General features: G+C 71.3%; 24 protein-coding genes and 2 pseudogenes. 17 read left to right on the top strand and 9 right to left on the bottom strand.

The features are described 5' to 3' along the window. Positions 1-17 precede the first annotated feature (17 nt). Positions 18-821: a VOC family protein gene (locus tag G3I77_RS22025; protein WP_248506353.1), complete on the bottom strand. Its 804-nt coding sequence runs from the start codon at positions 819-821 to the stop codon at positions 18-20. A gap of 259 nt (positions 822-1,080) precedes the next feature. On the opposite strand from G3I77_RS22025, the gene G3I77_RS22020 reads away from it, so the two are divergent. Then, positions 1,081-1,932 carry a sulfurtransferase gene (locus G3I77_RS22020; protein WP_248506351.1) on the top strand — a complete coding sequence of 284 codons (852 nt, stop codon included), beginning with the start codon at positions 1,081-1,083 and terminating at the stop codon, positions 1,930-1,932. A gap of 63 nt (positions 1,933-1,995) precedes the next feature. On the opposite strand, the gene sepH is transcribed toward G3I77_RS22020, so the two are convergent. The 3 genes from sepH to G3I77_RS22005 form a co-directional block, all read right to left on the bottom strand. Then, a complete protein-coding gene (sepH, locus tag G3I77_RS22015; RefSeq protein WP_248506349.1) occupies positions 1,996-3,024 on the bottom strand; it encodes a septation protein SepH in 1,029 nt (342 codons plus the stop codon). A 917-nt stretch (positions 3,025-3,941) separates the two neighbouring features. Next, positions 3,942-5,261 (bottom strand): D-arabinono-1,4-lactone oxidase, encoded by a 1,320-nt coding sequence (locus tag G3I77_RS22010; protein WP_248506347.1) that lies wholly within the window; start codon positions 5,259-5,261, stop codon positions 3,942-3,944. After that, positions 5,221-6,459, bottom strand: coding sequence for an MFS transporter (locus G3I77_RS22005; RefSeq protein WP_248506345.1), 1,239 nt, complete (start codon positions 6,457-6,459; stop codon positions 5,221-5,223). Before G3I77_RS22005 ends, G3I77_RS22010 begins: the two co-directional genes overlap by 41 nt. A 170-nt stretch (positions 6,460-6,629) precedes the next feature. On the opposite strand from G3I77_RS22005, the gene G3I77_RS22000 reads away from it, so the two are divergent. Then, positions 6,630-7,757: a ferrochelatase gene (locus G3I77_RS22000; protein WP_248506343.1), complete on the top strand. Its 1,128-nt coding sequence runs from the start codon at positions 6,630-6,632 to the stop codon at positions 7,755-7,757. Between the two features lie 8 nt (positions 7,758-7,765). Further along, positions 7,766-8,581, top strand: a complete 816-nt coding sequence (locus tag G3I77_RS21995) for an inositol monophosphatase family protein (RefSeq protein ID WP_248506341.1) — start codon at positions 7,766-7,768, stop codon at positions 8,579-8,581. Positions 8,582-8,702: 121 nt separating this feature from the next. On the opposite strand, the gene G3I77_RS21990 is transcribed toward G3I77_RS21995, so the two are convergent. Next, positions 8,703-8,876 carry a hypothetical protein gene (locus G3I77_RS21990; protein WP_248506339.1) on the bottom strand — a complete coding sequence of 58 codons (174 nt, stop codon included), beginning with the start codon at positions 8,874-8,876 and terminating at the stop codon, positions 8,703-8,705. A 416-nt stretch (positions 8,877-9,292) separates the two neighbouring features. Here G3I77_RS21990 and G3I77_RS21985 point away from each other — a divergent pair, with 416 nt between their 5' ends. From G3I77_RS21985 to G3I77_RS21970, 4 genes are all read left to right on the top strand, one after another. Continuing rightward, on the top strand, positions 9,293-9,946 hold the full coding sequence (locus G3I77_RS21985; RefSeq protein WP_248506337.1) for a response regulator transcription factor: 654 nt from the start codon (positions 9,293-9,295) through the stop codon (positions 9,944-9,946). 6 nt (positions 9,947-9,952) lie between these two features. Next, positions 9,953-11,185 carry a HAMP domain-containing sensor histidine kinase gene (locus G3I77_RS21980; protein ID WP_248506334.1) on the top strand — a complete coding sequence of 411 codons (1,233 nt, stop codon included), beginning with the start codon at positions 9,953-9,955 and terminating at the stop codon, positions 11,183-11,185. Between the two features lie 406 nt (positions 11,186-11,591). Continuing rightward, positions 11,592-11,888, top strand: coding sequence for a DUF4193 domain-containing protein (locus tag G3I77_RS21975; protein WP_003993510.1), 297 nt, complete (start codon positions 11,592-11,594; stop codon positions 11,886-11,888). Between the two features lie 13 nt (positions 11,889-11,901). After that, complete coding sequence (locus G3I77_RS21970) at positions 11,902-12,873, top strand: hypothetical protein (protein WP_248506318.1); 972 nt, start codon at positions 11,902-11,904, stop codon at positions 12,871-12,873. A gap of 62 nt (positions 12,874-12,935) precedes the next feature. Here G3I77_RS21970 and G3I77_RS21965 read toward each other — a convergent pair whose 3' ends face one another. Beyond that, a complete protein-coding gene (locus G3I77_RS21965) occupies positions 12,936-13,394 on the bottom strand; it encodes a DUF3093 domain-containing protein (protein ID WP_248506317.1) in 459 nt (152 codons plus the stop codon). A 58-nt stretch (positions 13,395-13,452) separates the two neighbouring features. Between G3I77_RS21965 and G3I77_RS21960 the strand changes: the two genes are divergently transcribed. From G3I77_RS21960 to G3I77_RS21930, 7 genes and pseudogenes are all read left to right on the top strand, one after another. Continuing rightward, positions 13,453-14,037 carry a PaaI family thioesterase gene (locus G3I77_RS21960; RefSeq protein ID WP_248506316.1) on the top strand — a complete coding sequence of 195 codons (585 nt, stop codon included), beginning with the start codon at positions 13,453-13,455 and terminating at the stop codon, positions 14,035-14,037. 68 nt (positions 14,038-14,105) lie between these two features. Then, positions 14,106-14,675 (top strand): dUTP diphosphatase, encoded by a 570-nt coding sequence (gene dut / locus G3I77_RS21955; RefSeq protein ID WP_248506537.1) that lies wholly within the window; start codon positions 14,106-14,108, stop codon positions 14,673-14,675. A gap of 1 nt (position 14,676) precedes the next feature. Further along, a complete protein-coding gene (locus G3I77_RS21950) occupies positions 14,677-15,429 on the top strand; it encodes a DUF3710 domain-containing protein (protein WP_031106683.1) in 753 nt (250 codons plus the stop codon). 484 nt (positions 15,430-15,913) lie between these two features. Beyond that, positions 15,914-16,582: pseudogene (locus G3I77_RS21945) on the top strand (histidine kinase); the annotation flags it as partial. 110 nt (positions 16,583-16,692) lie between these two features. Next, positions 16,693-17,376, top strand: coding sequence for a response regulator (locus G3I77_RS21940; RefSeq protein WP_248506315.1), 684 nt, complete (start codon positions 16,693-16,695; stop codon positions 17,374-17,376). Between the two features lie 41 nt (positions 17,377-17,417). Continuing rightward, entirely contained in the window at positions 17,418-17,816 is a 399-nt protein-coding gene (locus G3I77_RS21935; protein ID WP_248506314.1) for an OB-fold nucleic acid binding domain-containing protein, read from the top strand. A gap of 3 nt (positions 17,817-17,819) precedes the next feature. Next, positions 17,820-18,551: a DUF3159 domain-containing protein gene (locus G3I77_RS21930; RefSeq protein ID WP_248506313.1), complete on the top strand. Its 732-nt coding sequence runs from the start codon at positions 17,820-17,822 to the stop codon at positions 18,549-18,551. Between the two features lie 88 nt (positions 18,552-18,639). Here the strand turns inward: G3I77_RS21930 and G3I77_RS21925 are convergent, their stop codons facing one another. Both G3I77_RS21925 and G3I77_RS21920 read right to left on the bottom strand, forming a co-directional pair. Next, the gene (locus G3I77_RS21925) at positions 18,640-19,314 is read right to left on the bottom strand and encodes a TrkA family potassium uptake protein (protein WP_248506311.1); all 675 of its coding nucleotides are present in this window, start codon (positions 19,312-19,314) and stop codon (positions 18,640-18,642) included. Next, positions 19,314-19,985 carry a TrkA family potassium uptake protein gene (locus G3I77_RS21920; RefSeq protein WP_094053911.1) on the bottom strand — a complete coding sequence of 224 codons (672 nt, stop codon included), beginning with the start codon at positions 19,983-19,985 and terminating at the stop codon, positions 19,314-19,316. The genes G3I77_RS21925 and G3I77_RS21920 overlap by 1 nt, the downstream gene beginning before the upstream one ends. A 249-nt stretch (positions 19,986-20,234) precedes the next feature. Between G3I77_RS21920 and G3I77_RS21915 the strand changes: the two genes are divergently transcribed. The 3 genes from G3I77_RS21915 (at position 20,235) to G3I77_RS21905 (ending at position 24,959) form a co-directional block, all read left to right on the top strand. After that, positions 20,235-21,203, top strand: coding sequence for a PfkB family carbohydrate kinase (locus G3I77_RS21915; RefSeq protein ID WP_248506309.1), 969 nt, complete (start codon positions 20,235-20,237; stop codon positions 21,201-21,203). Positions 21,204-21,468: 265 nt separating this feature from the next. Next, positions 21,469-23,520, top strand: coding sequence for an APC family permease (locus tag G3I77_RS21910; protein WP_248506307.1), 2,052 nt, complete (start codon positions 21,469-21,471; stop codon positions 23,518-23,520). Between the two features lie 110 nt (positions 23,521-23,630). Then, positions 23,631-24,959, top strand: coding sequence for a class I SAM-dependent RNA methyltransferase (locus G3I77_RS21905; RefSeq protein WP_248506305.1), 1,329 nt, complete (start codon positions 23,631-23,633; stop codon positions 24,957-24,959). A gap of 397 nt (positions 24,960-25,356) precedes the next feature. Here the strand turns inward: G3I77_RS21905 and G3I77_RS41230 are convergent. Then, a pseudogene (locus G3I77_RS41230) lies at positions 25,357-25,689 on the bottom strand (alpha/beta hydrolase); the annotation flags it as partial. Positions 25,690-25,799 lie beyond the last annotated feature (110 nt).

Here is a 25,799-nt window from a genome sequence, read left to right as displayed (position 1 = left end):
GTCCGGCTCTGTGGCCGTCAGTTCGGCCGTTGCAGCAGCGCGAACCGCGCCCCTTCCGGATCCGCGACCCTCGCCACCCGCCCGTGGGCGGTGTCGTGCACCGGCTTGAGGACATGCCCGCCCAGGTGGACGAGATGATCCAGAGCGTCGTCGACGTCGGCGACCTGGAAGTACGTGACCCAGTGCGGTCCCCGGTCGCGGGGCAGGGCGTGCCCCAGACCGTGGATGCCGGCGACGGGTTCGCCGGCGAGGTTCAGGGTCACGTAGTCGAAGTCGGCGGAGACCACCGGCTCCTCCTCGTAGCCGAACACCGTCCGGTAGAACTTGGCGACGCTCGCCGACTCGAAGGTCAGCAGCTCGTTCCAGGCGGGGGTGCCGGGAACGCCCGAGACGGCGGTGCCGAGGTGCGCGGCGGCCTGCCAGATGCCGAAGACCGCGCCCGAGGGGTCGGAGCCGATCGCCAGCCGGCCGGCGTCGGCGGCGTCCAGCGGACCCACGCCGATCGTGCCGCCGCGGCTGCGCACCGTCTCGGCCGTCAGGTCCACGTTCCCCGAGGCGAAGTAGGGCGTCCACGCGATGGGGAGATGGCGGTCCGGCGGCAGCCGGCCGATGCCGGCCACCTCGCGCCCGTCGAGCAGCGCGCGCACATACGGGCCGAGCTGCTGGGGGCCCGGCTGGAACTCCCAGCCGAACAGCGCTCCGTAGAACTCCTCGGTCGCGTCCGGGCCGTGCACCATCAGGCTCACCCAGCAGGGTGCGCCGGGCGCGTGCCGAGCGGGTGTGTCGCCGTTCGGGCCGGTGGACCCCCGTGCGTCGGTCATCGTCACTCTCTTCTCGGCCTCGCGGTGGCCGTGCTCTCCGCAGCCTGGTGGGGCGGCCTTGTGGGGCGTCCCTTGTTCCGGTGTCCGGGAGAATGCCCGATGTGCGGGCCCCTGTCCCTCGCGGCGCGCTTATCGGCACGTGTCGTTCAGCTGTACAGCATGTGCTTGTTCCCGCACGCCGTGTGATCGCTCCGCTCCGGCCGAGCAGAGTAGCCGGACACGGACGGCTCGGCCACCCCCGTGCGCGAGGATGGGGACCATGAACGCCATCATCTCCGCATCCGACCTGGCGAAGGACCTCACGGGCGCCCACCCGCCGGTCCTGCTCGACGTCCGCTGGCAGCTCACCACGGCCAAGGCGGCCGGCGAGCCGCCGTTCGACGGCCGGGCCGCCTACGAGGCAGGGCACCTCCCCGGTGCCGTCTACGTCGACCTGGACCGGGAGTTGGCCTCCGCGCCGGGCAAGGCGGGCAGGCATCCGCTGCCCGACCTCGCGCGCTTCGGTGCCGTGATGCGCCGGGCGGGCGTGTCGGCCGGGACCCCGGTGGTCGTCTACGACGGCGGCCAGGGATGGGCGGCGGCCCGGGCGTGGTGGCTGCTGCGCTGGACGGGTCACCCTGACGTGCGAGTCCTCGACGGTGGGTTGCCGTCCTGGGAGGGGGCGTTGGAGAAGTCCGTGCCGGCTCCGGCGGAGGGTGCCTTCGTGCCCGAGCCGCGGGCGACGGGGCTGCTCGACGCGGATGCCGCCGCGGCGCTGGCCCGGTCCGGGGTGTTGCTGGACGCACGGGCGGGGGAGCGGTACCGGGGCGAGGTGGAGCCGATCGACCCGGTGCCCGGGCACGTCCCCGGTGCGGTGTCGGCGCCCACCACGGAGAACGTGGCGGCCGACGGGCGCTTCCTTCCCGCCGGGGAACTGCGGGCGCGCTTCGAGGGACTTGGCGTGACCGAGGGGACGCGGGTCGGCGTGTACTGCGGGTCGGGGGTCTCCGCCGCCCACGAGGTCCTGGCGCTGGCGGCCGCGGGCATCGAGGCCGAGCTGTACGTGGGGTCGTGGTCGGAGTGGTCCTCGGACCCGGGCCGGCCGGTCGCCGTGGGTCCGGACCCGCAGTGACCTGATGCGAAGAGAGGGCCGCGCCCGGACGGCGCGGCCCTCGTCGTTCGACAGCCGACTCGGCTACTCCTGCTTCTTGCGCCGCGTCCCGAAGACGATCTCGTCCCAGCTCGGGACGGCCGCTCTGCGGCCCGGGCGGACGCCGTCCGCCTCGGCCTGGCGGTCGGTGGCCCCGATGAGCCGGTCGCGGTGGCTGCCCACGGATCGCGGCATGAGGACGTCCGCGTAGGCGGAACCGGCCGAGGCCGCGGGGGCCGGGGGCTCCTCCTCCTCGACCTCGGCGACGACGGGCTCCTCCTCGGGCTCCGCCGGGGGGAGTTCCGGAACCACCAGGTCGCCGCGGAAGCTCGGCACCGCTTCGAGCAGGCTGGTCAGCGAGTCACGCTCGCCCGTGGTCTCCTCGATCGGTTCGGACGCCTGCGCGGGCAGGCTGGGCCGCTCGGGGCGGTCCAGCGGTCTGTCGCGCGGCAGCCGGGCGATCCGGGGGACGAACGGGAAGCTGGGCTCGGGCGCTGCCAGGTCGTCGGACTCGCCGATCAGGGAGCGCGCCTCGTCGTCGACGGCCTGGACGAGCCGCCGGGGCGGGTCGTACGTCCAGCTCGCCGAGTGCGGCTCACCCGCGACGCGGTAGACCAGCAGGACCTCCCACGTGCCGTCGTCGCGACGCCACGAGTCCCACTGGACGGTGTCCTTGTCGGCGCCGCGCACCAGCAGCCGCTCCTGCACGGCCTCACCCAGGGGCGGACCGGAGTTCTCGCCGGGGCGGCGGACCGGGGTCTTGCGGGCCCGCTCCGCCATGAAGGCACGCTCCGCGAGCACGGGGCCCTCGAAGCGGCGCACCCGGTCGACGGGGATGCCGGCCATCTGCGCGACCTCTTCCGCGGTCGCGCCTGCACGTATACGCGCCTGGATGTCGCGGGGGCGGAGGTGGCTCTCGACCTCGATCTCGATCTGGCCGAGACGGGGACGGTCGCCGCGCACGGCGGCGCGCAGGCGTTCGTCGATCGGAAGGGTGTACTCCGTAGAGTCGGCAGCCTTCAGCACCAGCCGTGTGCCGTCATTCGAGACGGCCACGACACGCAGTTCGGGCATGGGGACCTCCCGGGTGGTGCCTGCCGACGTCACGTGCGTCGCTGCTTCCGCTAGTCGAGTGTGGCCTGCCCGGGTGCAGCCTGCCACAACCTTGCCGAGTTGCCCGGCGTGTCGGGCGCGGGCCCTGGATCGCCGTTATGGCACGGTTACCTATTCGCAACGCTAAGTGACGAACTCTGTCACCCTGTGCAACTAGCCCCCTCCCGGCGGTCCTTAAAGGCCCTGTACACCCTGACGGGAGACCGGACCCAGGGCTCGCAACAGTACTCCATTTGGGCCACGTGCGTGGATTGGCGCGCCGTCCAACTTCTGGCAAGTCGTGGGGCTTGGCCGCCCCTTGCCCCCGATTCGCGATCTTGAACGTGGGGAACTTCACGTAATCGCCTGAATCGGAACTAAGGGTTTCGGTCGCACGTCCCCTTCTTGTGCAGTTGAACGACCGTGTACGGGAAAGGCAGGCAAGGTCCGGGGATGCGTGAAAGGTGCCGTGGCGGCGGTCCCGGCCGCCGAACCGGCGTCCTGCTTCGGGGTGTACGGCACGATCCTCGGCGCCGGCGTCGTCAGTGTGGTCGCCACCTGCGGCGGCAGGCTCTTCCAGCACTTCTTCAAGCGCACCGGAGAGCAGCTCCGGGACGCGACCGCCGTGGCCGCCAGGCCGGCGGCACCACCTCGCCGGGCCCTGGTGGTTCGGGCGGCTCGGGGACGTCCGGGGCATCCGGTTCCGGTACCCCCGACTCCGGCAGCCCGGACGACTCCGGCGCCGCCGACGCTCCTGCGACCGGCCCGTCCGGTGCACCGCAGGGCGAGACCACCCCCGCCCTCCACCGGCGAGAGCGGCGCTGCGACGCCCAGCCCGACCCCGACCCCGAACGCCACCGGGAGCGAGGAGGCCGGCAGCACCGCCCCCAGTGCTTCGCCTACGCTCCCAGAACCCGCCGCAAGTAGTCGTTCTGGAACCGCCGATCAGGATCGAGACGATCCCGCAGCGCCGTGAACTCGCCGAAGCGCGGATACACCCGGGAGAAGTACTCGGCGTCCCGCGTGTGGACTTTGCCCCAGTGCGGACGGCCTTCGTGGGCGGTGAAGATGCGCTCGGCGGCCGTGAAGTACCGCTGGTAGGGCGTGCCCTGGAACATGTGGACGGCGATGTACGCGCTGTCCCGGCCGGAGGCGGTGGACAGCGTGATGTCGTCGGCCGGGGCGGTGCGCACCTCGATCGGGAAGCTGACCCTGAGTCCGGAACGGTCGACCATCGTCTTCAGCTCGCGCAGCGCCTCGACGACGGCCGCGCGCGGAACGGCGTACTCCATCTCCACGAAGCGCACCCGGCGCGGGGACGTGAAGACCTTGTAAGGGATGTCCGTGTAGGTCCGCGCGGACAGGGCCTTGCTGGAGATCTGGGCGATCGCGGGGATCGTGGCGGGCACCGCGCGGCCGACCCAGTTGGCCACCTGGAAGACGCCGTTGGAGAGGAACTCGTCCTCGAACCAGCTCTGGAGCTGCGGCACGGGCTTCTCCGGGCCCGCGCTGCGGTTGTTGCGCTTGGTGTTGGTGCTGCCGGTGTGCGGGAACCAGTAGAACTCGAAGTGCTCGTTCTCGGCCCAGAGTTCCTCGAAGTCCGCGAGGACCCGGTCGAACGGCATCGGTTCCTCGCGGGCCGTGAGCAGGAAGACCGGCTCGACGGCGAACGTGATCGCGGTGACGATGCCCAGCGCGCCGAGGCCCAGGCGGGCCGCCGCGAACACCTCCGGGTTGTCCTTCTCGGAGCAGCTGAGGACCGAGCCGTCCGCGGTGACCAGTTCCAGGCCCCGGATCTGGGCGGCGATCGAACCGGAGTCGCGGCCCGTGCCGTGCGTGCCGGTACTGGTGGCTCCGGAGACCGTCTGCTCCATGATGTCGCCCATGTTCGTGAGCGACAGGCCCTCGCGTGCGAGGGCCATGTTGAGCCTCTTGAGCGGGGTGCCGGCCTCCACCGTGACCGTCATGTTCTCGCGATCAATGCTGCGTATGCCGGTCAACAGTTGAGGGCGGATCAACACGCCGTCCGTCGCGGCTATGGACGTGAAGGAGTGCCCGGCGCCGACGGCCTTCACCTTCAGACCGTCCTCGGCGGCCCGCCGCACGGCGGCGGCCAGCTCGTCGACGGAGGCAGGGGTGACCTCTCGCGCGGGACGTGCCGAGACGTTGCCGCCCCAGTTACGCCACGTGCCGTTCTTTCCGTTCGCTGTGCTGCTCAACGGAGCCTCCCCGACCCGGTGCCGGTCGCTTGAGCCGGCGGAACCCGAGGAAACCCACCGCGACCGCGGCGGCCCCGGCCACCGCCGGAACCCCGTACCCGGCACGCGCCCCGGCCGCGTCGATCACCCAGCCGGCCGCGGCGGAGCCGAGTGCGACTCCCACCGCGAGCCCGGTGCTCACCCAGGTCATTCCTTCGGTGAGCTGCGCGCGTGGTACGTGCTCTTCGATGAGGGACATCGTCGTGATCATCGTGGGAGCGATGGACAGACCCGCAACGAACAGCGCCACGGCCAGAAACGGCAAGTTTCCGACCAGTAGGAGGGGGATCATACTCACGGCCATGGCACATACGCCCAGCAGCCATCGACGTTCCGGTGCTCCGGCGAAGTGCAGCAGCCCGAAGATCATGCCCGCCACACAGGAACCTGCCGCGTACAGGGCGAGGACGACGCTCGCTGCGGCCTTGTGCCCCTCCTCGTCGGCGAAGGCCACGGTGACCACGTCGACCGCCCCGAAGATCGCCCCGGTGGCGACGAAGGTGGCCACCAGGACCCGGAGCCCCGCCGCGCGCATCGCGCTGCCGCCGCCCTTGCGCTCGCGCGGGTGCGGCTCGGGTTCGGTGGCGCGCTGCGCGGTCAGCCAGAACACGCCGACGGCCAGGAAGCAGGCGGCGAGCAGCGGGCCGGCCTCCGGGAACCAGGCCGTGGACAGGCCGATGGAGATGATCGGCCCGAAGATGAAGCACACCTCGTCCACCACGGACTCGAAGGAGTACGCGGTGTGCAGCCGCGGGGTGCCCCGGTACAGCGCCGCCCAGCGAGCCCGGATCATCGCGCCCACGCTCGGCACGCAGCCGATGCCGGCGCAGGCCACGAACAGCACCCAGTCCGGCCACCCGTAGTGCGCGGCGAACAGCAGGACCGCCGCCGCCGTGAGCGAGATCAGCGTGGCCGGGCGCAGCACCCGCCGCTGCCCGTACTGGTCCACCAGGCGCGAGACCTGGGGTCCGGCCACCGCGGCGGCCAGCGCGATGGTCGCCGACAGGCCACCGGCCAGCCCGTACCGCCCGGTGAGCTGGGAGACCATCGTGACCACGCCGATGCCCATCATCGACAGCGGCATCCGACCGAGGAAGCCCGCAGCGGAGAAACCCTTGGAGCCGGGTGCTGCGAACAGGGCGCGGTAGGGGCTGGGCACGGGGTCTCCGAAGGGCTCAGTAAGCTGCGAACGCAGTCGACACAGCTTACGGCTCGGGGCACCCCGATGCACCCGTCCGGCCCAGCCCCGGAGCACCCCCGGGCCCGCGTGCCGCGCGGGCGCCACCCCGCCGTTTCCCGGCTGTCAGTGCAGGGTGGCAGGATCGACTCATGCCAGACGCGCGCGATGTCAGCCCCTACGACGCCCTGCTCCTGCTCTCGTTCGGCGGCCCGGAAGGCCCGGACGACGTGGTCCCGTTCCTGGAGAACGTGACGCGTGGGCGCGGCATCCCCAAGGAACGCCTCAAGGAAGTCGGGCAGCACTACTTCCTCTTCGGCGGGGTCAGCCCGATCAACGACCAGAACCGCGCCCTGCTCGACGCTCTGCGCAAGGACTTCGCCGACCACGGCCTGGACCTGCCGGTCTACTGGGGCAACCGCAACTGGGCGCCGTACCTGACGGACACGCTGCGCGAGATGGTTCGCGACGGCCGCCGCCGCATCCTGGTCCTCGCCACCAGCGCCTACGCCTCGTACTCGGGCTGCCGCCAGTACCGCGAGAACCTCGCCGACGCGCTCGCGGCCCTGGAGACCGAGGGGCTGGAGCTGCCGAAGGTCGACAAGCTGCGGCACTACTTCAACCACCCGGGCTTCCTGGAGCCCATGATCGACGGGGTGCTCCAGTCCCTCGCCGAGCTTCCCGAGGACGTCCGGGACGGGGCGCACCTCGCCTTCTCGACGCACTCGATCCCGACGGCCTCCGCCGACACCTCCGGCCCGGTCGAGGAGCACGGCGACGGTGGAGCCTATGTGAAGCAGCACCTGGACGTGGCGCAGCAGATCGCCGACGCCGTCGGGGAGCGCACCGGCGTCGACCACCCGTGGCAGCTCGTCTACCAGTCCCGCTCCGGCGCCCCGCACATCCCGTGGCTGGAGCCCGACATCTGCGATCACCTCGACGAGCGGCACGCGGCCGGCGTCCCGGCCGTCGTCATCGCCCCCATCGGCTTCGTCTCCGACCACATGGAGGTCCTCTACGACCTCGACACGGAGGCCAGGGCCCGGGCCGAGGAGCTCGGGCTGCCGATGCGGCGGTCTGCCACCGTCGGCGCCGATCCGAGGTTCGCCGCGGCGATCCGCGAGCTCGTCGTGGAGCGCGCCGCCGTCGAGCGCGGGCAGGACGTCACGCCGTGCGCCCTGGGCGCCCTCGGGGCGAGCCACAACCTCTGCCCGGTCGGCTGCTGCCCCGCCCGCGCCCCCCGGCCCGCCGCCGCGGGCGCCGACAGCACCTACGCGTGAGGAGCACCGTGACCGACCCCCTGCACACGGACCTGCTCGAACTCGCCCAGGAGGCCGCCCGCCGCGCCGGCGCGCTGCTGCGGGACGGGCGCCCGGCCGACCTCGCGGTCGCCGCGACCAAGTCCAGCCCGATCGACGTCGTCACCGAGATGGACATCGCGGCCGAGAAGCTGATCACGGGCCTGATCGCCGAGCGCCGCCCGGACGACGGCGTCCTCGGCGAGGAGGGTGCCGCCTCGGAGGGCACGAGCGGCGTCCGCTGGGTGATCGACCCGCTCGACGGCACGGTGAACTACCTTTACGGGCTGCCGACCTGGGCCGTCTCCATCGCCGCCGAGCAGGACGGCGAGACCGTCGTCGGAGTCGTCACGGCACCGATGCGCGGCGAGACGTTCCATGCCGTGCGCGGCCGGGGTGCCTGGGCCACCGGCACCTGGGACGGCGAGCGCGGGCTGGCCTGCCGCCCCGCGCCGCCCCTGGACCAGGCGCTGGTCTCCACGGGCTTCAACTACGTCGCCGAGGTCCGCGCCCACCAGGCCGATGTGGCCCAGCGGCTGATCCCCCTGCTGCGCGACATCCGGCGCGGCGGCTCGGCCGCGGTCGACCTGTGCGACGTGGCCGCGGGACGCCTCGACGGCTACTACGAGCGCGGCCTGCACCCCTGGGACCTCGCGGCGGGGGACCTGATCGCCCGGGAGGCGGGCGCGCTGACCGGTGGACGCCCCGGTAAGGGCCCGTCAGGCGATCTGGCAGTGGCGGGTACCCCCGGCGTCTTCGAGCCCCTCCAGCGCCTCCTGGAGGACTTCGGAGCCTGGCACGACTGAGGGGGGCCGGAGCCGCCCTGCGAAGGCCGACGGCGTGCCGAACACCAGGTGAACGCACCCCTACGGCAACGAAGCGGGCCCCGGCGCTGGATTCGCCGGGGCCCGCTTTCGTACGGCCTGATCAGACGCGCGTCGCGCCGACCTGCACACCGTGCTCGGCGGCGAGACGGCGCAGGTCGTCGAGCTCGCCCTGCTCCACATCGACGAGGAACTCGTCGCCCTCGTCGCGAGCCCGGGACAGATCGGACTCGGTCGCCCTTATGCGCTGCAGAAGTCCTGCGGTGAATGCGTCCATGCTGCGCCCCCTCGTCCTGGGTCGTGGGTCGTTGGCACGGGGGTGTGCCGTTCGGAAGGGACGATCACGCCGCATGTGGATGCCCAGCGCCGCTCGGCTGGGCGGCGACGGTGCCGGACACCCACGCCCGCCCTGCGGAAAAGCGGATTGTTGCGCACCGCATGGTGGTGCGGCGCCAGCAGAGCGTGATCGTGGGATGTAAAGCCGTCCTCCCCAAGCTCCCTTTCGTGGAAACCTAACCGGAGGAGAAAATCTCGTATTCCCCCTCGGGCCCCCGCCCTCCCACCCGCCTTACCTCCGACTTATGGCCGAAAAGGGCAGGATGGAGGGCAACACACCAAGGCACCGTCGAAGACCCCTGCCCGCGTGCGCCCGGTGAAGGGCTACGCGGGTGGACATGAGGAAGGACCAGGAACGTGCGCGTACTCGTCGTCGAGGACGAGCAACTGCTCGCCGATGCGGTGGCCACCGGACTGCGCCGGGAGGCCATGGCCGTCGACGTCGTGTACGACGGTGCGGCCGCCCTGGAGCGCATCGGCGTCAACGACTACGACGTGGTCGTCCTCGACCGCGACCTCCCGTTCGTGCACGGCGACGACGTCTGCCGCAAGATCGTCGAACTGGGCATGCCCACGCGCGTGCTGATGCTGACGGCCTCCGGCGACGTCAGCGACCGGGTCGAAGGGCTGGAGATCGGCGCCGACGACTACCTGCCCAAGCCGTTCGCGTTCAGTGAGCTGATCGCGCGGGTGCGCGCCCTGGGCCGGCGTACCAGCGTGCCCCTGCCGCCCGTCCTGGAGCGCGCCGGGATCAAGCTCGACCCCAACCGCCGCGAGGTCTTCCGCGACGGCAAGGAGGTCCAGCTCGCGCCCAAGGAGTTCGCGGTCCTGGAGGTGCTGATGCGCAGCGAGGGCGCCGTCGTCTCGGCGGAGCAGCTCCTGGAGAAGGCCTGGGACGAGAACACGGACCCGTTCACGAACGTCGTGCGCGTGACGGTCATGACCCTGCGCCGCAAGCTCGGCGAGCCGCCGGTCATCGTCACCGTCCCCGGCTCCGGCTACCGGATCTGATACCCCGTGGCAGCGACTCCCGCGCCCCCGCATGCGCCTCCCAAGCCCACCTGGGACCCCAGAAGGCCCGTGCCGCCCTTCCCGTGGCTGCGCCCGACCATCCGCATACGGCTCACGCTGCTCTACGGCGGCATGTTCCTGATCGCCGGCATCCTGCTGCTGTCGATCATCTACCTGCTGGCCGCCCAGGCCCTGAACGTGGGCAGCGACCTGCCGTTCAAGATCGTCGAGGGCAAGGTCACCAGCGACATCTGCAACCTGCCCGGCCAGGCCTCGCCCAGCGAGTTCAACGACGCCATGAACAGTTGCGTCAACGAGCAGCGCCGGCACGCCCTGGACAGTCTGCTCAGCCGCTCGCTCCTGGCCCTGCTGGGTCTGGCGGTCATCGCCTTCGCCTTCGGCTACGCGATGGCCGGCCGGGTCCTGTCGCCGCTGGGCCGGATCACCCGCACCGCCCGCGCGGTGGCGGGCTCCGACCTGTCCCGCCGGATCGAGCTGGACGGCCCGGACGACGAGCTGAAGGAGCTGGCGGACACCTTCGACGACATGCTGGAGCGGCTGCAGCGGGCCTTCACGGCCCAGCAGCGCTTCGTCGGCAACGCCTCGCACGAACTGAGAACGCCGCTGGCGATCAACCGCACGCTCCTCGAGGTGCACCTGTCCGACCCGCAGGCGCCCATGGAGCTCCAGCAGCTCGGCAAGACGCTGCTGGCCACCAACGAGCGCAGCGAGCAGCTCGTCGAGGGCCTGCTGCTGCTCGCCCGCAGCGACAACCAGGTCGTCGAGCGGGGGCCCGTGGACCTCGCCGAGGTCGCCTCGCAGGCCATCGACCAGGTGCACGGCGAGGCCGAGGGCAAGGGCGTACGGATCCGCGGCGAGCAGAAGCCCGCGGTCATCCAGGGCAATGGCGTGCTGCTGGAGCGGATCGCGCTCAACCTGGTGCAGAACGCCGTGCGCTACAACGTGGCGGAGGGCGGCTGGGTCGAGGTCACCACCGACGTGCAGCACGGCCAGGCGGTCCTGGTCGTCTCCAACACGGGCCCGGTCGTGCCGGCGTACGAGATCGACAACCTCTTCGAGCCGTTCCGGCGGTTGCGCACGGAGCGGACGGGCAGCGACAAGGGTGTCGGGCTCGGGCTCTCCATCGTCCGGTCCGTGGCCCGGGCGCACGGCGGGCACATCTACGCCCAGCCGCGTGAGGGGGGTGGGCTCGTCATGCGCGTCACGCTGCCGATCTGAGATCATGTCGCCGATCAACTCGGCGGCACACGGGGATGTTCGCTTTGCGCGGAATTTCTGAAGCTGCACCGCGCGTGCACCGTGTGTGATCGATCACAGGGACGCCTTTCCGGCCATCTACTCTCCGTGATCATGCACGCTGTCGGAAAGCCGGGAAAATCCCGGTTTTCGGGGGTCTTGATCACGGGAAGTACACGGTGAGACGCCTTTGGCGTGCGGCATACGGACCGTGTACGGTCCCCATCGCCATCCAAGCCGATCACTCATGAGGGGTCCGGTTGGGTGTCGATTGAGTAACAGACCTTGATGTGAGGCAAAATCTCCGCCTCAGGTCGGGCACAAGTCCGGCCTCTCACGCGTTACGTGCGCTGGAGACACCGCAGACACCCAGAGGGGGAGAGCGACCATGGCAACCGATTACGACACTCCACGCAAGACCGACGACGACGTCGACTCGGACAGCCTCGAAGAGCTTAAGGCTCGGAGGAACGACAAGTCGGCCTCCGCCGTGGACGTCGACGAGTTCGAGGCCGCAGAGGGCCTCGAGCTGCCCGGAGCGGACCTCTCGAACGAGGAACTGGCCGTCCGGGTGCTCCCGAAGCAGCAGGACGAGTTCACCTGCATGAGCTGCTTCCTGGTGCACCACCGCAGCCAGCTGGCCCGGGAGAAGAACGGTCAGCCGATCTGCCGCGACTGCGACTGAGGACGGGTCGGCCGTGACTGGCTCGACCCCTCCCTGGAAGCGCCGCTTCTCCCGGAGGGAAGCGGACGAAGGGCCGATGGACGGCCCGCAGTACGGCGCGCGTGACGACGAGCGAGGCTCAACCGATACGGGGGCGGCCTCGCTCGAACCGACAGCGGACCGGGGTGACCTCCCGGCGTCCGTGGACGTCCCCGCACCCGTCGCGAGACGGCGGGCGGGGACGATCCGGGAGCGGGCCAGGGAAGGCGCCCGCAAAGGCGGCGACCGGGCCCGGGCCGGCCTCTCCTACCTCGCCGACCGGATCATCGAACTGGCCCCGCGCGTCCCCGTGCGGGACCTGGCGACGCTGCGCAGGCAGTTCCCGGGCCTCGGGCCCGAGGAAATCGCGGACAAGCTCGTGGCGGGCGCCGCGAACGCGACGGCGACGGTCGGCGCGGGTATCGGCGCGGCCGCGATGCTCCCCGTGCCCCCGGCGATGCCGACGGAACTGGCCGCCGAGGTCACCGGCGTCGCGGTGATCGAGCTGAAGCTGATCGCCGAACTCCACGAGGTCTACGGCGTCCGGCCGCCCGGCAACCTCAAGCAGCGCAGCACCGCGTACCTCGACTCGTGGTCGGGCGAGCGCGGGGTCGACGCGTCCAAGCCGTCGACCCTCAGCGTGGCGCTGAACAGCCGCATGAAGCGCGAACTGCGGCAGCGGATCATGAAGCGGATGGTCCGCAGCATGCCGAACCTGATGCCGTTCCTGGTGGGCGCCGCCGTGGGGGCGGTGATGAACCGCGGCGAGACGAGAAGGCTCGCCGGCCGGATCCGGAAGGACCTGCGCAAGATCCAGGTGTCCTGGGAAGCCCTGGAGGCGCTCCCCGCCCTGGAACGTCCGGCGGACGCCCTGGAGATGGGCGAGATCACCAGCGACCCCCTGGGCCGTCACCAGGGCCACCGGCCCGACGGCGGACACGGCCGTCAGCACGGCGACGGGCGCTGAGACCGGCCCGTCGAACAACCGGCCCGTCAAACAGCGGCCGGGTGATGCCCCGCGCAGGTGTGCTACGCCGGCTTCGCCGTCCGCAGGGCCTCCGCCAGGCGCTCCGGCTCGCGCGTGGACAGGTACAGGTACGGAGTCGGGTCCTCCGGGTCCGTGACCTCCACGCGCAGAGCGGTGGGGATGTATGCACGCAGCAGGAGGAAGGCGCGCGTATCGGCCTTGTAGGTGCGCCAGGCGCGGGCCCCCTCCGCGTCCAGCACCTCCGCGTCGCCCAGTGCCGCCAGCGGGATCTTCGCCTCGCCCGCGATCAGGGAGTCGCCCACGACGCGGATGCGGACCGAGCCGTACGAGCTCGCGGCGACGGCCGCGACCGCGGTGCCCCCGGCCAGGCCGCCGAGCGTCGGCAGCGTGCCGAACGGGAGCAGGATCAGGGCCATGGAAACGCCCACGAGGAACGAGATCAGCCACCAGCTCCGCGGGGCGGTGAGGCGTTCTTCGTAGGGGGCGGCGGAGAGCTGCATGGGGCCAAGCTTGACACGGTGTCGGGAAGGGGCCGACGCGCGGGTAAGGTCTCCGGCTGTGAGTCGTACTTCCGCAGCTCTTCAGCCTCCGGTCGATGCCGTGCAACCGGTGCGACACCCGGACGCGCCCGCGCCCGGTGAGCTCCTCGGCGCGCACTACGGCCAGTGTTTCGGCTGTGGCGGCGACCAGCCGCACGGGCTGCACCTGGAGGCGCGGGCCGGTGAGGGCGTGTCGCTCACCGCCGAGTTCACCGTGCAGCCCGCCCACCAGGGCGCCCCCGGCCTCGCGCACGGTGGCGTGCTCACCTCCGCCCTGGACGAGACCCTCGGCTCGCTGAACTGGCTGCTGCGCACGATCGCGGTGACCGGGCGGCTCGAGACCGACTTCGTACGGCCCGTGCCCGTCGGCACCACGCTGTACCTGGAGGCGGAGGTGACGGCGGTGGCCGGGCGGAAGATCTACTCCACCGCGACCGGACGCGTCGGCGGCCTCGACGGGCCCGTCGCCGTGCGCGCGGACGCGCTCTTCGTCGAGGTGAAGGTCGACCACTTCGTCGACCACGGCCGCCGGGAGGAGATCCAGGCCGCCATGAACGACCCGGACCAGGTCCGGCGCGCCCGCGCCTTCGAGGTGAACCCGTGAGCACAGCCCGTCCCGTGCTGCCCGACAGTCCCAACAGCCTCACCAGCCCCGTGAGCCCGGAGAGCCCCATGACTCCCACGAGCCCCGTGAGCCGGCAGCCGCTGGACGTGCTGATCCGGCGCGTTGATCCGGACGTACCGCTTCCGTCGTATGCGCAGCCCGGTGACGCCGGGGCTGATCTGCGCACCACCGAGGCGTGCCAACTGGAGCCGGGCGAGCGGGCCGTGCTGCCCACGGGAGTGTCTGTGGCGCTGCCGGAGGGGTACGCGGCCTTCGTGCACCCGCGATCCGGTCTGGCCGCCCGCTGCGGCGTCGCCCTGGTGAATGCCCCGGGGACGGTTGATGCCGGGTACCGTGGGGAGATCAAGGTGATCGTGGTGAATCTCGACCCGCGCGAGGCCGTGCGGTTCGAGCGATTCGACCGGATTGCCCAACTGGTAGTCCAGCAGGTCGAGAGGGTCCGCTTCCAGGAGGTGGCGGAACTTCCCGGCTCCGCGCGGGCCGAGGGGGGCTTCGGGTCCACCGGAGGCCATGCCGCGGTGGACGGGACGAACGGCACAAGCGGTCAGGCCGCCCTGGGCGGTCAGGCGGGTGGGAATCGATACGCTTCGGTCGTATCCGACCGGGAAGGACAGTGACGTGTTCGGACGTCGCAAGAAGAGGGATGCCGCCGAGGACGCGGCCGGCGAGGCCGAGCAGGTCGTCGACGGTGTCGACACTGAGGCGGACGACGAGCGCGAGCGCCTGAGGCTCGAGCCTGCGCCGCGCCCCGACGGGCCCTGGGACGACTCGGAGGTCCGGGACCCGGGCGAAGGCCGGGTCGACCTGGGCGGTCTGTTCGTGCCGGGCGTCGACGGCATGGAGCTGAGGGTCGAGGTCGCGGGCGACGCGATCGTGGCGGCGACGGTCGTGCTGCGCGACAGCGCCATCCAGCTGCAGGGCTTCGCAGCGCCCAAGCGCGAGGGCATCTGGGGCGAGGTGCGCGAGGAGATCGGTACCGGCATCACCCAGCAGGGCGGCATCGTCGACGAGGTCGAGGGGCCGCTGGGCTGGGAGCTGCGCGCCCAGGTGCCCGTACAGCTGCCGGACGGCACCGGCGGCTTCCAGGTCGTGCGGTTCGTCGGTGTGGACGGCCCCCGTTGGTTCCTGCGCGGGGTCATCTCGGGCCAGGGTGCGGTGCAGCCGCAGGCCGCCGGGCTGCTCGAGCAGATCTTCCGGGACACGGTCGTGGTCCGCGGCGAGGGCCCGATGGCGCCCCGCGACCCGATCGTTCTGAAGCTGCCGAACGACGCCCAGATGGTCCCCGAGGGCGTGCAGCAGGAGGAGGGCTCCCGTTTCGCCGGCGGAATGGGCCAGCTCCAGCGCGGACCGGAGATCACCGAGGTCCGCTGAGTACGCAGAGACGCCAGGGCCGCACCCCACCGGGGGTGCGGCCCTTTGTCGTGCGCGGAACCCTGACGGCCCATTGGTCTATTCATCCATGAGAACGGAAGCCCCTCCCGCCTATGCGAACGGCACGCCCGCAAGGCGAGCAACGCGCCCCTGCAGACCGGCTGGGCCGGCTCCTCCTGGCCCAGGGCCGCCGAGATCAACGGCTCGAACTCCAACGGGAACGGGGAGCTGTCGATGATGGAGGCCGCCGTCGGTATCTCCGTCTTCGTGGAGGACAAGGCGTCGCAGGACCTCTACGGCACCGACGTGGGCGAGCGGCTGCTGACCCTGCGGGGGACCCCGGCGCCCAGGCCGCCCGCGGGCCGGCCCGCGTCAGAGTTCCGTCAAAGTGCGTCCCGAGTCGTGGCCTGCACCCGGATCCCGCCCTTTCCGGCCGTAGGGTCGACGCTGCGCAGTCGGCAGACCACGGGAAGACAATGGAGCCATGGCACGCGGCAAGCTTCGGATCCACCTCGGCGCGGCGCCGGGCGTCGGCAGGACGTACGCGATGCTGTCCGAGGCGCACCGCCGGGTCGAGCGCGGCACGGACCGCGTGGTGGCCTTCGTCGAGCCCCATGGGCGGCCCCGCACCGAGGTGCTGCTGAACGGCCTGGAGCAGGTGCCGCGCAGGGAGCTGGAGTACCGCGGCGACGTCGTCGAGTCGATCACCGGGGTGCGGCAGCAGGAGACCGGGCCGGACGAGGTGGTGCGCCGGGCCGACCAGGTCGAGCTGGTCGAGATGACGCCGGAGGCGCTGCGGCGGCGGATGGCGCACGGCAACATCCACCAGCCCGGCAAGGCCGACGCCGCCCTGAACTACTTCCGCCCCGGCGACCTGACCGCCCTGCGCGAGCCGGCCCTGCTGTGGGTGGCCGACCGGGTCGACGCCCACCTCACCCGGTACCGCGGCGAGCACCGGGTGTCGAGGATCCGGGGCTCGCGCGAGCGGATCGGTCGACCGGGGGCCGGGCGTCCCCGACGAGGCCAAGGAGCACATCTTCGAGCCCTCCAGCGTCATGGCGGCGCCCCGCGCGGCGCGGGGGTCGGTCCGGGACTCGCGGTGGCGCGCGGCTTCGCCGAGGCGATGGGCGGCACCCTGAACGCCGAGGACACCCCCGGCGGCGGACTCACCATGGTCCTCACCCTCCGCGCGGCGGGAACCCGCCAGGAGCTTCAGCACGCGGCAGAACCGGACCACGCGGCAGAACCGGAAAGGCAGGCCTCATGACCCGCGTCCTCGTGGTCGACGACGAGCCGCAGATCGTGCGCGCCCTCGTGATCAACCTCAGGGCACGCAGGTACGAGGTCGACGCGGCCCATGACGGCGCCACCGCCCTCCGGCTCGCCGCCGCCCGCCACCCCGACGTGATCGTCCTCGACCTCGGGCTGCCCGACATGGACGGCGTCGAGGTGATCAGGGGACTGCGCGGCTGGACCCGGGTGCCGGTCCTGGTGCTGTCCGCCCGGCATTCCTCCGACGAGAAGGTCCAGGCGCTGGACGCGGGCGCCGACGACTACGTCACCAAGCCGTTCGGCATGGACGAGCTGCTGGCCCGGCTGCGCGCCGCCGTGCGCCGCGCCGAACCGGCCGGCGGCGGTGAGGACGACGTGATCGTCGACACCGGCGAGTTCACCGTCGACCTGGCCGCGAAGAAGGTCAACCGTGCAGGCAAGGACGTCCGGCTGACCCCCACGGAGTGGCACCTGCTGGAGGTCCTCGTGCGCAACAGGGGCCGCCTGGTCGGGCAGCGGCAACTGCTCCAGGAGGTGTGGGGACCGTCGTACGGGACGGAGACCAACTATCTGCGCGTGTACATGGCGCAGTTGCGGCGGAAGCTGGAGGCGGATCCGTCGCACCCGAAGCACTTCATCACCGAGCCGGGGATGGGATATCGCTTCGAGAAATAGGCTCCTCGCCCTTCGTCAGTACGCCCCGGTACGCTTCAGATATGAGTGCTGTCCCTCGTTCCGAAAAGCCGGTGGGCCGGTTCCGGCGCATGCTCGACCGGCTCTCCTCGTCGCAGGAGGACCTGGAGTCCGAGGAACTGCGGGAGGACACCGAGACGGCCGGCTGCATCCGGATCGGAGACTGCCGGGACCGCGAGATAGTGACGGTTACTGGTACCTTGCGCACGGTCACCCTTCGGCCGCGCGCCGGAGTCCCGGCCCTGGAGGCCGAGCTGTTCGACGGCTCCGCCGCGCTGGACGTGGTGTGGCTCGGCAGGCGCTCCATCGTGGGGATAGAGCCGGGGCGCAGACTGATCGCATCGGGCCGGATCTCGATGAGCCGGGGCCGCCGGGTGCTGTTCAATCCCAAGTACGAACTGAGACCCCTCGGACGGGAGTAGCCGGTGACGTCGCTCGACAAGCCGACCGAAGAGACATCTGCGGACGACGCCCGGGCGGTGACCGAGGCCGCCCTGTTCGAGGCGTTCGGCGGCGTGCGGGGCATGGTGGAGACGGTGCTTCCCGGCCTCCTCTTCGTCACCATCTACACGATCAACAAGGACCTGCACCTGTCGGCGATCGCGGCGCTGGCCGTGTCGCTGGTGCTGGTCGTGGTCCGGCTGGTGATGAAGGACACCGTCAAGCACGCCTTCAGCGGTGTCTTCGGCGTGGCCTTCGGTGTCGTCTTCGCGATGATGACCGGCAACGCCAAGGACTTCTACCTGCCCGGCATGCTCTACACGCTGGGTCTGGGCCTCGCGTACATCATCACCACCCTGTGCGGGGTGCCGCTGATCGGGCTGATCCTCGGCCCGGTCTTCAAGGAGAACCTCTCCTGGCGCACGCGGAACCCGGGCCGCAAGAAGGCGTACGCGAAGGCCAGCTACGCCTGGGGCGCGATCCTGCTCGCCAAGTGCGCGATCCTCTTCCCGCTGTACTGGTGGGCCGACACCACGCAGCTCGGCTGGGTCCTGGTCGCCCTGAAGATCCCGCCGTTCCTCCTCGCGGTGTACCTGACGTGGGTGTTCCTGGCGAAGGCACCCGCTCCGATCGACGTGTTCGCGGAGATGGACGCGGAGGAGAAGGCGGCCGAGGAGCGGGAGCGGCAGGCTGCCGCCCGGTCCGCCGAGCAGTGAACCTCCAGAGCTGACAGAAGCTGACGGAAGGGGCGTCCCGAGCACTCGGGACGCCCCTTCCGCCTGTTCCCCCCGCGGGGGGAGGTGCTCAGCCCGCCGCGTTCCGTCGTACCGACAGCAGGTCTTCCAGCTGCTCCTCGCGGGCCTGGGCGGCCACGAAGAGGAGCTCGTCGCCGGCCTCCAGGGAGTCATCCCGGGAAGGGGTCAGGACACGGTTGCCGCGGATGATCGTCACCAGGGACGTGTCCTGCGGCCACTCGACGTCGCCGACCTGCGTGCCGGCCAGGGCCGACTCCTCCGGCAGGGTCAGCTCGACCAGGTTGGCGTCGCCGTGGCTGAAGCGGAGCAGGCGGACCAGGTCGCCCACGCTCACCGCCTCCTCGACCAGGGCCGACATCAGACGCGGGGTGGAGACGGCCACGTCGACGCCCCAGGACTCGTTGAACAACCACTCGTTCTTGGGGTTGTTCACGCGGGCGACGACGCGCGGGACGCCGTACTCCGTCTTGGCGAGGAGCGAGACGACCAGGTTCACCTTGTCGTCGCCGGTCGCGGCGATCACGACGTTGCAGCGCTGGAGCGCCGCCTCGTCCAGGGACGTGATCTCACAGGCGTCGGCGAGCAGCCACTCGGCCTGCGGGACGCGTTCGACCGAGATGGCGGTCGGCGCCTTGTCGATCAGCAGGACCTCGTGGCCGTTCTCCAGCAGTTCGCCCGCGATCGAGCGGCCGACGGCGCCGGCTCCGGCAATGGCGACCCTCATCAGTGACCGCCCTCCTCTTCGGGACCCTTGGCGAACGCCGCCTCGACCTTGTCGACCTCGTCGGTGCGCATCATCACGTGCACCAGGTCGCCCTCCTGCAGCACCGTCTGCGAGGTGGGCAGGACCGCCTCGCCGAGCCGGGTCAGGAACGCGACGCGCACGCCGGTCTCCTCCTGGATCCGGCTGATCTTGTGGCCGACCCAGGCGGTGGAGGTGTGCACCTCGGCGAGCTGGACGCCGCCGGTGGGATCGCGCCACAGCGGCTCGGCGCCGGAGGGGAGCAGACGGCGCAGCATCTGGTCGGCCGTCCAGCGGACCGTCGCGACGGTGGGGATGCCCAGGCGCTGGTAGACCTCCGCGCGGCGGGGGTCGTAGATGCGGGCGGCGACGTTCTCGATGCCGAACATCTCGCGGGCCACGCGTGCGGCGATGATGTTGGAGTTGTCACCGCTGGAGACGGCGGCGAAGGCGCCGGCCTCCTCGATGCCCGCCTCGCGCAGCGTGTCCTGGTCGAAGCCGACGCCGGTGACCCGGCGGCCGCCGAACGAGGAGCCCAGCCGGCGGAAGGCGGTGGGGTCCTGGTCGACCACGGCGACCGTGTGCCCCTGTTGCTCCAGGTTCTGGGCCAGTGCGGAACCCACCCTTCCGCACCCCATGATGACAATATGCATCGCGTCACACCGCGCTTCCTGCAGGCCCTCTGGCCTTCATGAATGTCGTGCTCATGTCTCTCTCTCGGCTCGCCAGGCATCACGTCGCGGCCTGCGTGCGGGCCGCCGGGCAACATCATGCCGGTGGAATCACGTCATGATGTCCTCCGGGGGCCGTGCCGCGTTCGGCTGCCCGACTCCAACGTATCCGCAAAGTCGAGGGGGTTGCCGAGGGCCCTGCCGGGCCCCGGGCCCGGGGAGGAACCCGCAATGAGTACCGAGATCGACGTCCTCGTGCTGGGCGGCGCGGGTGTGGACACCATCGTGCCCGTGCCCGAGCTGCCCGTGCCGTTCGCGGACAGCCACATGATCCGGCCCGGAATCGTGACGCGGGCGGGCCAGAGCGGGGACTTCGTCGCCCTCGGGACGAGCGCGCTGGGCCTGCGCACGCACCACCTCGACCTGCTCGGCGACGACCCCGAAGGTGACCTCGTCCGCGCGCTGCACCAGGAGCACGGCATCGGGCTCACCGCCGTCCCGCAGCCGCTCGGCACCAAGCGCGCGGTCAATCTCGTCGGCCCCGACGGCAGGCGGCTGTCCCTCTACGACGCCACCCGCGCAGCCGACACGGACCGGCTGCCCGAGGCCACCGTGCGCGCACTCGCGGGTGTCAGCCGGCACGCCCACGTCGTCATCACCCAGCCGTGCGCCCAAGCGCTGCCCGCCCTGCGCGAGGCGGGCGTCACGATCTCCACCGACCTGCACGACTGGGATGGCTCCAACCCCTACCACGAGCCCTTCGCCCACCAGGCCGACCTGGTCTTCCTGTCCAGCACGTCCCTGACCGACCCGGAGCGGACCATGCGGCGGATCACCGAGCGGGGCCGGGCCCGGATCGTCGTCGCCACCGCCGGGGCGGAGGGAGCGTACCTGCTGGCCGACGGGGAGCTCACCCACGTACCCGCCGCCGCGCCCCCGGCCCCGGTCGTCGACTCCAACGGCGCGGGCGACGCCTTCGCCGCCGCGTTCCTCTACGCCTGGCTGAACGGCACCCCACCCCACCGCAGCGCCCTGCACGGCACGGTGGCAGGCGCCTATGCCTGCACGATCCCCTCGACCCGGGCGGCCGGCATCGGGCGGGAGGAACTGAGCGCGGGGGTGGCGGGGCTGGAGCGCTCCGGGCAGCCGGGCTCCGCGCCCCCTAGCGCGCCCCCGGCGACACGTCCTTGCGCCGGCTGATGCTGCGCACGCTCGCCATCGTGAGGATCCCGAGAGTGACGAGCGTGGCCGCGGCGCCGATCAGCTGGGCGGGCGTGTGCATGGGACCTCCAGGGGCGGCAACGGCCGGGTGACGGACAGGGCTTAGTCATATAGGCATGGGAAGCGGGTGGCCTGCGGAATCCGCAGCCGCATGCGCCTCTGAATTCACTCGGAGAGCAGACGGAACGCCGCTGGAGGGTGGCGGGTGGGCGGCCCCGCAATCGAAGGCCTACGATCCTCTGTTGTGTCCAAACTGACCGACGTGCCCAAACGGATCCTGATCGGGCGCGCACTGCGCAGCGACCGGCTGGGCGAAACGCTCCTGCCGAAGCGCATCGCACTCCCCGTCTTCGCCTCCGACCCGCTGTCCTCCGTGGCGTACGCGCCCGGCGAGGTGCTGCTGGTCCTGTCGATCGCGGGCGTGACGGCGTACCACTTCAGCCCGTGGATCGCCGTCGCGGTCGTCGTGCTGATGTTCACCGTGGTCGCCTCGTACCGGCAGAACGTGCGCGCCTACCCCAGCGGTGGTGGCGACTACGAGGTGGCGAACACCAACCTCGGCCCCAAGGCGGGCCTGACGGTCGCCAGCGCGCTGCTCGTGGACTACGTCCTCACGGTCGCGGTGTCGATCTCCTCCGGCATCGAGAACCTCGGCTCCGCGATCCCGTTCGTGGTCGAGCACAAGGTGCTCTGCGCGATCGGCGTGATCGTGCTTCTGACGCTGATGAACCTGCGCGGGGTGAAGGAGTCGGGCTCGCTGTTCGCGATCCCGACGTACGTCTTCGTCGCCGGCGTCTTCACCATGATCGCCTGGGGGGCCTTCCGCGGACTGGTCCTGGACGACACCATGCGGGCACCGACGGCGGACTACGTCATCAAGCCCGAACACCAGGGCCTGGCCGGCTTCGCCCTGGTCTTCCTGCTGCTGCGCGCCTTCTCCTCCGGCTGCGCCGCGCTCACCGGCGTCGAGGCGATCTCCAACGGCGTCCCGGCCTTCCGCAAGCCCAAGTCGAAGAACGCCGCGACCACCCTCGCGATGATGGGCCTGCTGGCCGTCACCATGTTCTGCGGCATCATCGGCCTCGCCATGGCGAGTGACGTCCGCATGGCCGAGAACCCGGCCAAGGACCTCGTCCACAACGGCGTCCCGCTCGGCCCCGACTACGTGCAGAACCCGGTGATCTCCCAGGTCGCCGAGGCCGTCTTCGGCAACGGCAGCTTCCTCTTCATCGTCCTGGCCGCGGCCACCGCACTGGTGCTGTTCCTCGCCGCGAACACCGCCTACAACGGCTTCCCGCTGCTCGGCTCGATCCTCGCCCAGGACCGCTACCTGCCGCGGCAGCTGCACACCCGCGGCGACCGGCTGGCCTTCTCCAACGGCATCGTGCTCCTCGCGGGCGCCGCCGCACTGCTGGTGGGGATCTACGGCGCCGACTCCACCCGCCTGATCCAGCTGTACATCGTCGGCGTGTTCGTGTCCTTCACGCTCAGCCAGACCGGCATGGTCCGGCACTGGAACCGGCACCTGGCCACCGAGAAGGACCAGGCCAAGCGCCGCCACATGATCCGCTCCCGCGCCATCAACGCCTTCGGCGCCTTCTTCACCGGCCTCGTGCTGGTCGTCGTCCTCGTCACCAAGTTCACGCACGGCGCCTGGGTCGCCCTGCTCGGCATGGTGATCTTCTTCGCGACGATGACGGCCATCCGGAAGCACTACGACCGGGTCGCCGCCGAGATCGCCGCCCCCGAGGGCCCGAGCGACGACAGCGTGCGGCCCTCCCGCGTCCACTCCGTCGTCCTGATCTCCAAGATCCACCGCCCCACGCTGCGCGCCCTGGCCTATGCCAAGCTGATGCGCTCGGACTCGCTGGAGGCGCTGAGCGTCAACGTCGACCCGGTGGAGACCAAGGCCCTGCGCGAGGAGTGGGAGCGGCGCGGCATCGACGTACCGCTGAAGGTCCTGGACTCGCCCTACCGCGAGATCACGCGGCCGATCATCGAGTACGTCAAGGGGCTGCGCAAGGAGTCGCCGAGGGACGCGGTGTCCGTGATCATCCCCGAGTACGTCGTCGGCCACTGGTACGAGCACCTGCTGCACAACCAGAGCGCCCTGCGGCTGAAGGGCCGGCTGCTGTTCACGCCCGGGATCATGGTGACCTCGGTGCCGTACCAGCTGCAGTCCTCCGAGGCGGCCAAGCGGCGGGCCCGCAAGCAGCAGGACTGGAACGCGCCGGGGTCGGTGCGGCGCGGTCCCGCGCAGGTGCGGTCGAAGGAGTCCACCGAGCACAAGTCGTGAGGCGACGGCTCGTGTGAAACGGCCGGGCGGCAGCCACGTAGACTGGTGGGCTGTTGTCCGGCCGTGTCCGTTCGGCCCTTTCCCCTCACGCGTTTTGGAGTCACCCCGCCATGCAGGCAGAACCGAGGAAGTCGCTGGTGGGGGAGGAGTACGAGGTCGAGGTCGGCCCCGTCGCCCACGGCGGTCACTGCATCGCCCGCACGTCCGAGGGCCAGGTGCTGTTCGTACGGCACGCGCTGCCCGGGGAGCGGGTCGTGGCGCGGGTGACGGAGGGCGAGCAGGGCGCGCGGTACCTGCGCGCCGACGCCGTGACGGTGCTCGACGCCTCCAAGGACCGGATCGACGAGCCCTGCCCGTTCGCCGGCCCCGGGCGCTGCGGCGGCTGCGACTGGCAGCACGCCAAGCCGGGTGCGCAGCGACGCCTGAAGGCCGACGTCATCGCCGAACAGCTCCAGCACCTCGCCGGGCTCACCCCGGAGGAGGCCGGCTGGGACGGCACGGTGGTGCCCGCCGAGGGCGACAAGCTGCCCGCGGGCCAGGTCCCCGCGTGGCGCACCCGCGTCCAGTACGCCGTCACCGCCGACGGCCGGGCGGGACTGCGCCGGCACCGCTCGCACGAGGTGGAGCCCATCGACCACTGCATGATCGCCGCGGAGGGTGTCAGCGAGCTGGGCATCGAGAAGCGGGTCTGGACGGGCATGGACTCCGTCGAGGCGATCGCGGCGACGGGCTCTCAGGACCGCCAGGTGATCCTCACCCCGAAGCCCGGGGCGCGCCTCCCGCTCGTCGAACTCGACCGCCCCGTCTCCGTCCTGCGCGTGGACGAGCGCACCGGCGGTGTCCATCGTGTCCACGGCCGCCCCTTCGTCCGCGAACGCGCGGACGGCCGCACGCACCGCGTCGGGAACGGCGGCTTCTGGCAGGTCCACCCGAAGGCCGCGGACACCCTGGTGACCGCGGTCATGCAGGGCCTGCTGCCGCGCAAGGGCGACATGGCCCTCGACCTGTACTGCGGTGTCGGCCTCTTCGCCGGCGCCCTCGCCGACCGCGTCGGCGACCAGGGCGCGGTCCTCGGCATCGAGTCCGGCAAGCGGGCGGTGGAGGACGCGCGGCACAACCTCGCCGAGTTCGACCGTGTCCGCATCGAACAGGGCAAGGTCGAGAGCGTGTTGCCGCGCACGGGCATCACGGAGGTCGACCTGATCGTCCTCGACCCGCCGCGGGCGGGGGCGGGCCGCAAGACGGTGGAGCATCTGGCCTCGCTGGGCGCGCGGCGGATCGCGTACGTGGCGTGTGATCCGGCTGCGTTGGCGCGGGACCTGGGGTACTTCCGGGATGGGGGGTATCGGGTGCGGATGCTTCGGGCGTTCGATCTGTTTCCGATGACGCACCATGTGGAGTGCGTCGCGATCCTCGAACCTGCGGGCAAGAGGCCCTGACCTGCGCTTTTGTTGTCCGGGTGGGTTACTCGACCTGGTTCCCTCCGTGCAGCGGTTCGAGCGACGGATCGATCTTTTCAGTTCGCTGACCTGCGGATTCGTTAGCGAGGTGCCTGCATCGGCGACGCCTTCAGGGGGTCGTTCGGAGATTCTTGACGCTCGGATGACGCCCGAAGCGGAAGTCTCTGCTGCACCTCCGCAGTGGCGGTGCGAGCGGAGAACGCGGCCCGACCGCGCCACTTTGATACCGACCTGGTATCAAGTCTGTGTGGCGTGACACTCCGACTCCCCGACGACCTTGATGCGAAGCCCACCGAGCGGGCTCGTCGGGAGGGCCGCCTTTCGACCTGGTTCCTCCTTTCCTGACGTTCGATGTCGTGCGGTGGGGGACGAAAACCGCGCCCGGGTCGCCGAACTTCTCGCGCAGCATCTTCCCGTCCCGACGCAGGGTCGACTCGTCCCGCCGGTTCGGCAGGAGCAGCACCTTGCGCGGGCCCTCGGCGTCGATCTCCACCGGCGGTTCGGCGGGGGTGTACGGCCAGAAGGCGCACGGTGTGATGTTGGCGGTGGTGGCGCCGTGCAGCGGGTAGCGTTCGCCGTCCTCGGCAACGCCCCGCCGGTAGGTGTTGACGTCCTCGGGCCACTCGACGTCGTTGCAGGTGACCCGGCCGCGCTGACGCCCAGGGTGAGGCGGCCGACAGGCCGCGGGCCGCCGCCTCGTCGCCAGCATCGCCTGTCAGGTCTGCGCCGGCTTGGGGTACTGCGTCTGCTTGAGCAGGTGGCCGAACGTCAGGAGTCGGATGAGGCTGCCGTCGATCTCCGCGACTGGAGCGTCGTCGA

Origin of the sequence: Streptomyces sp. D2-8 (assembly GCF_023184515.1) — a bacterium.
In the GTDB taxonomy this organism is placed as follows: Bacteria; Actinomycetota; Actinomycetes; order Streptomycetales; family Streptomycetaceae; genus Streptomyces.
This window is presented reverse-complemented; position numbering and strand designations above follow the sequence as displayed.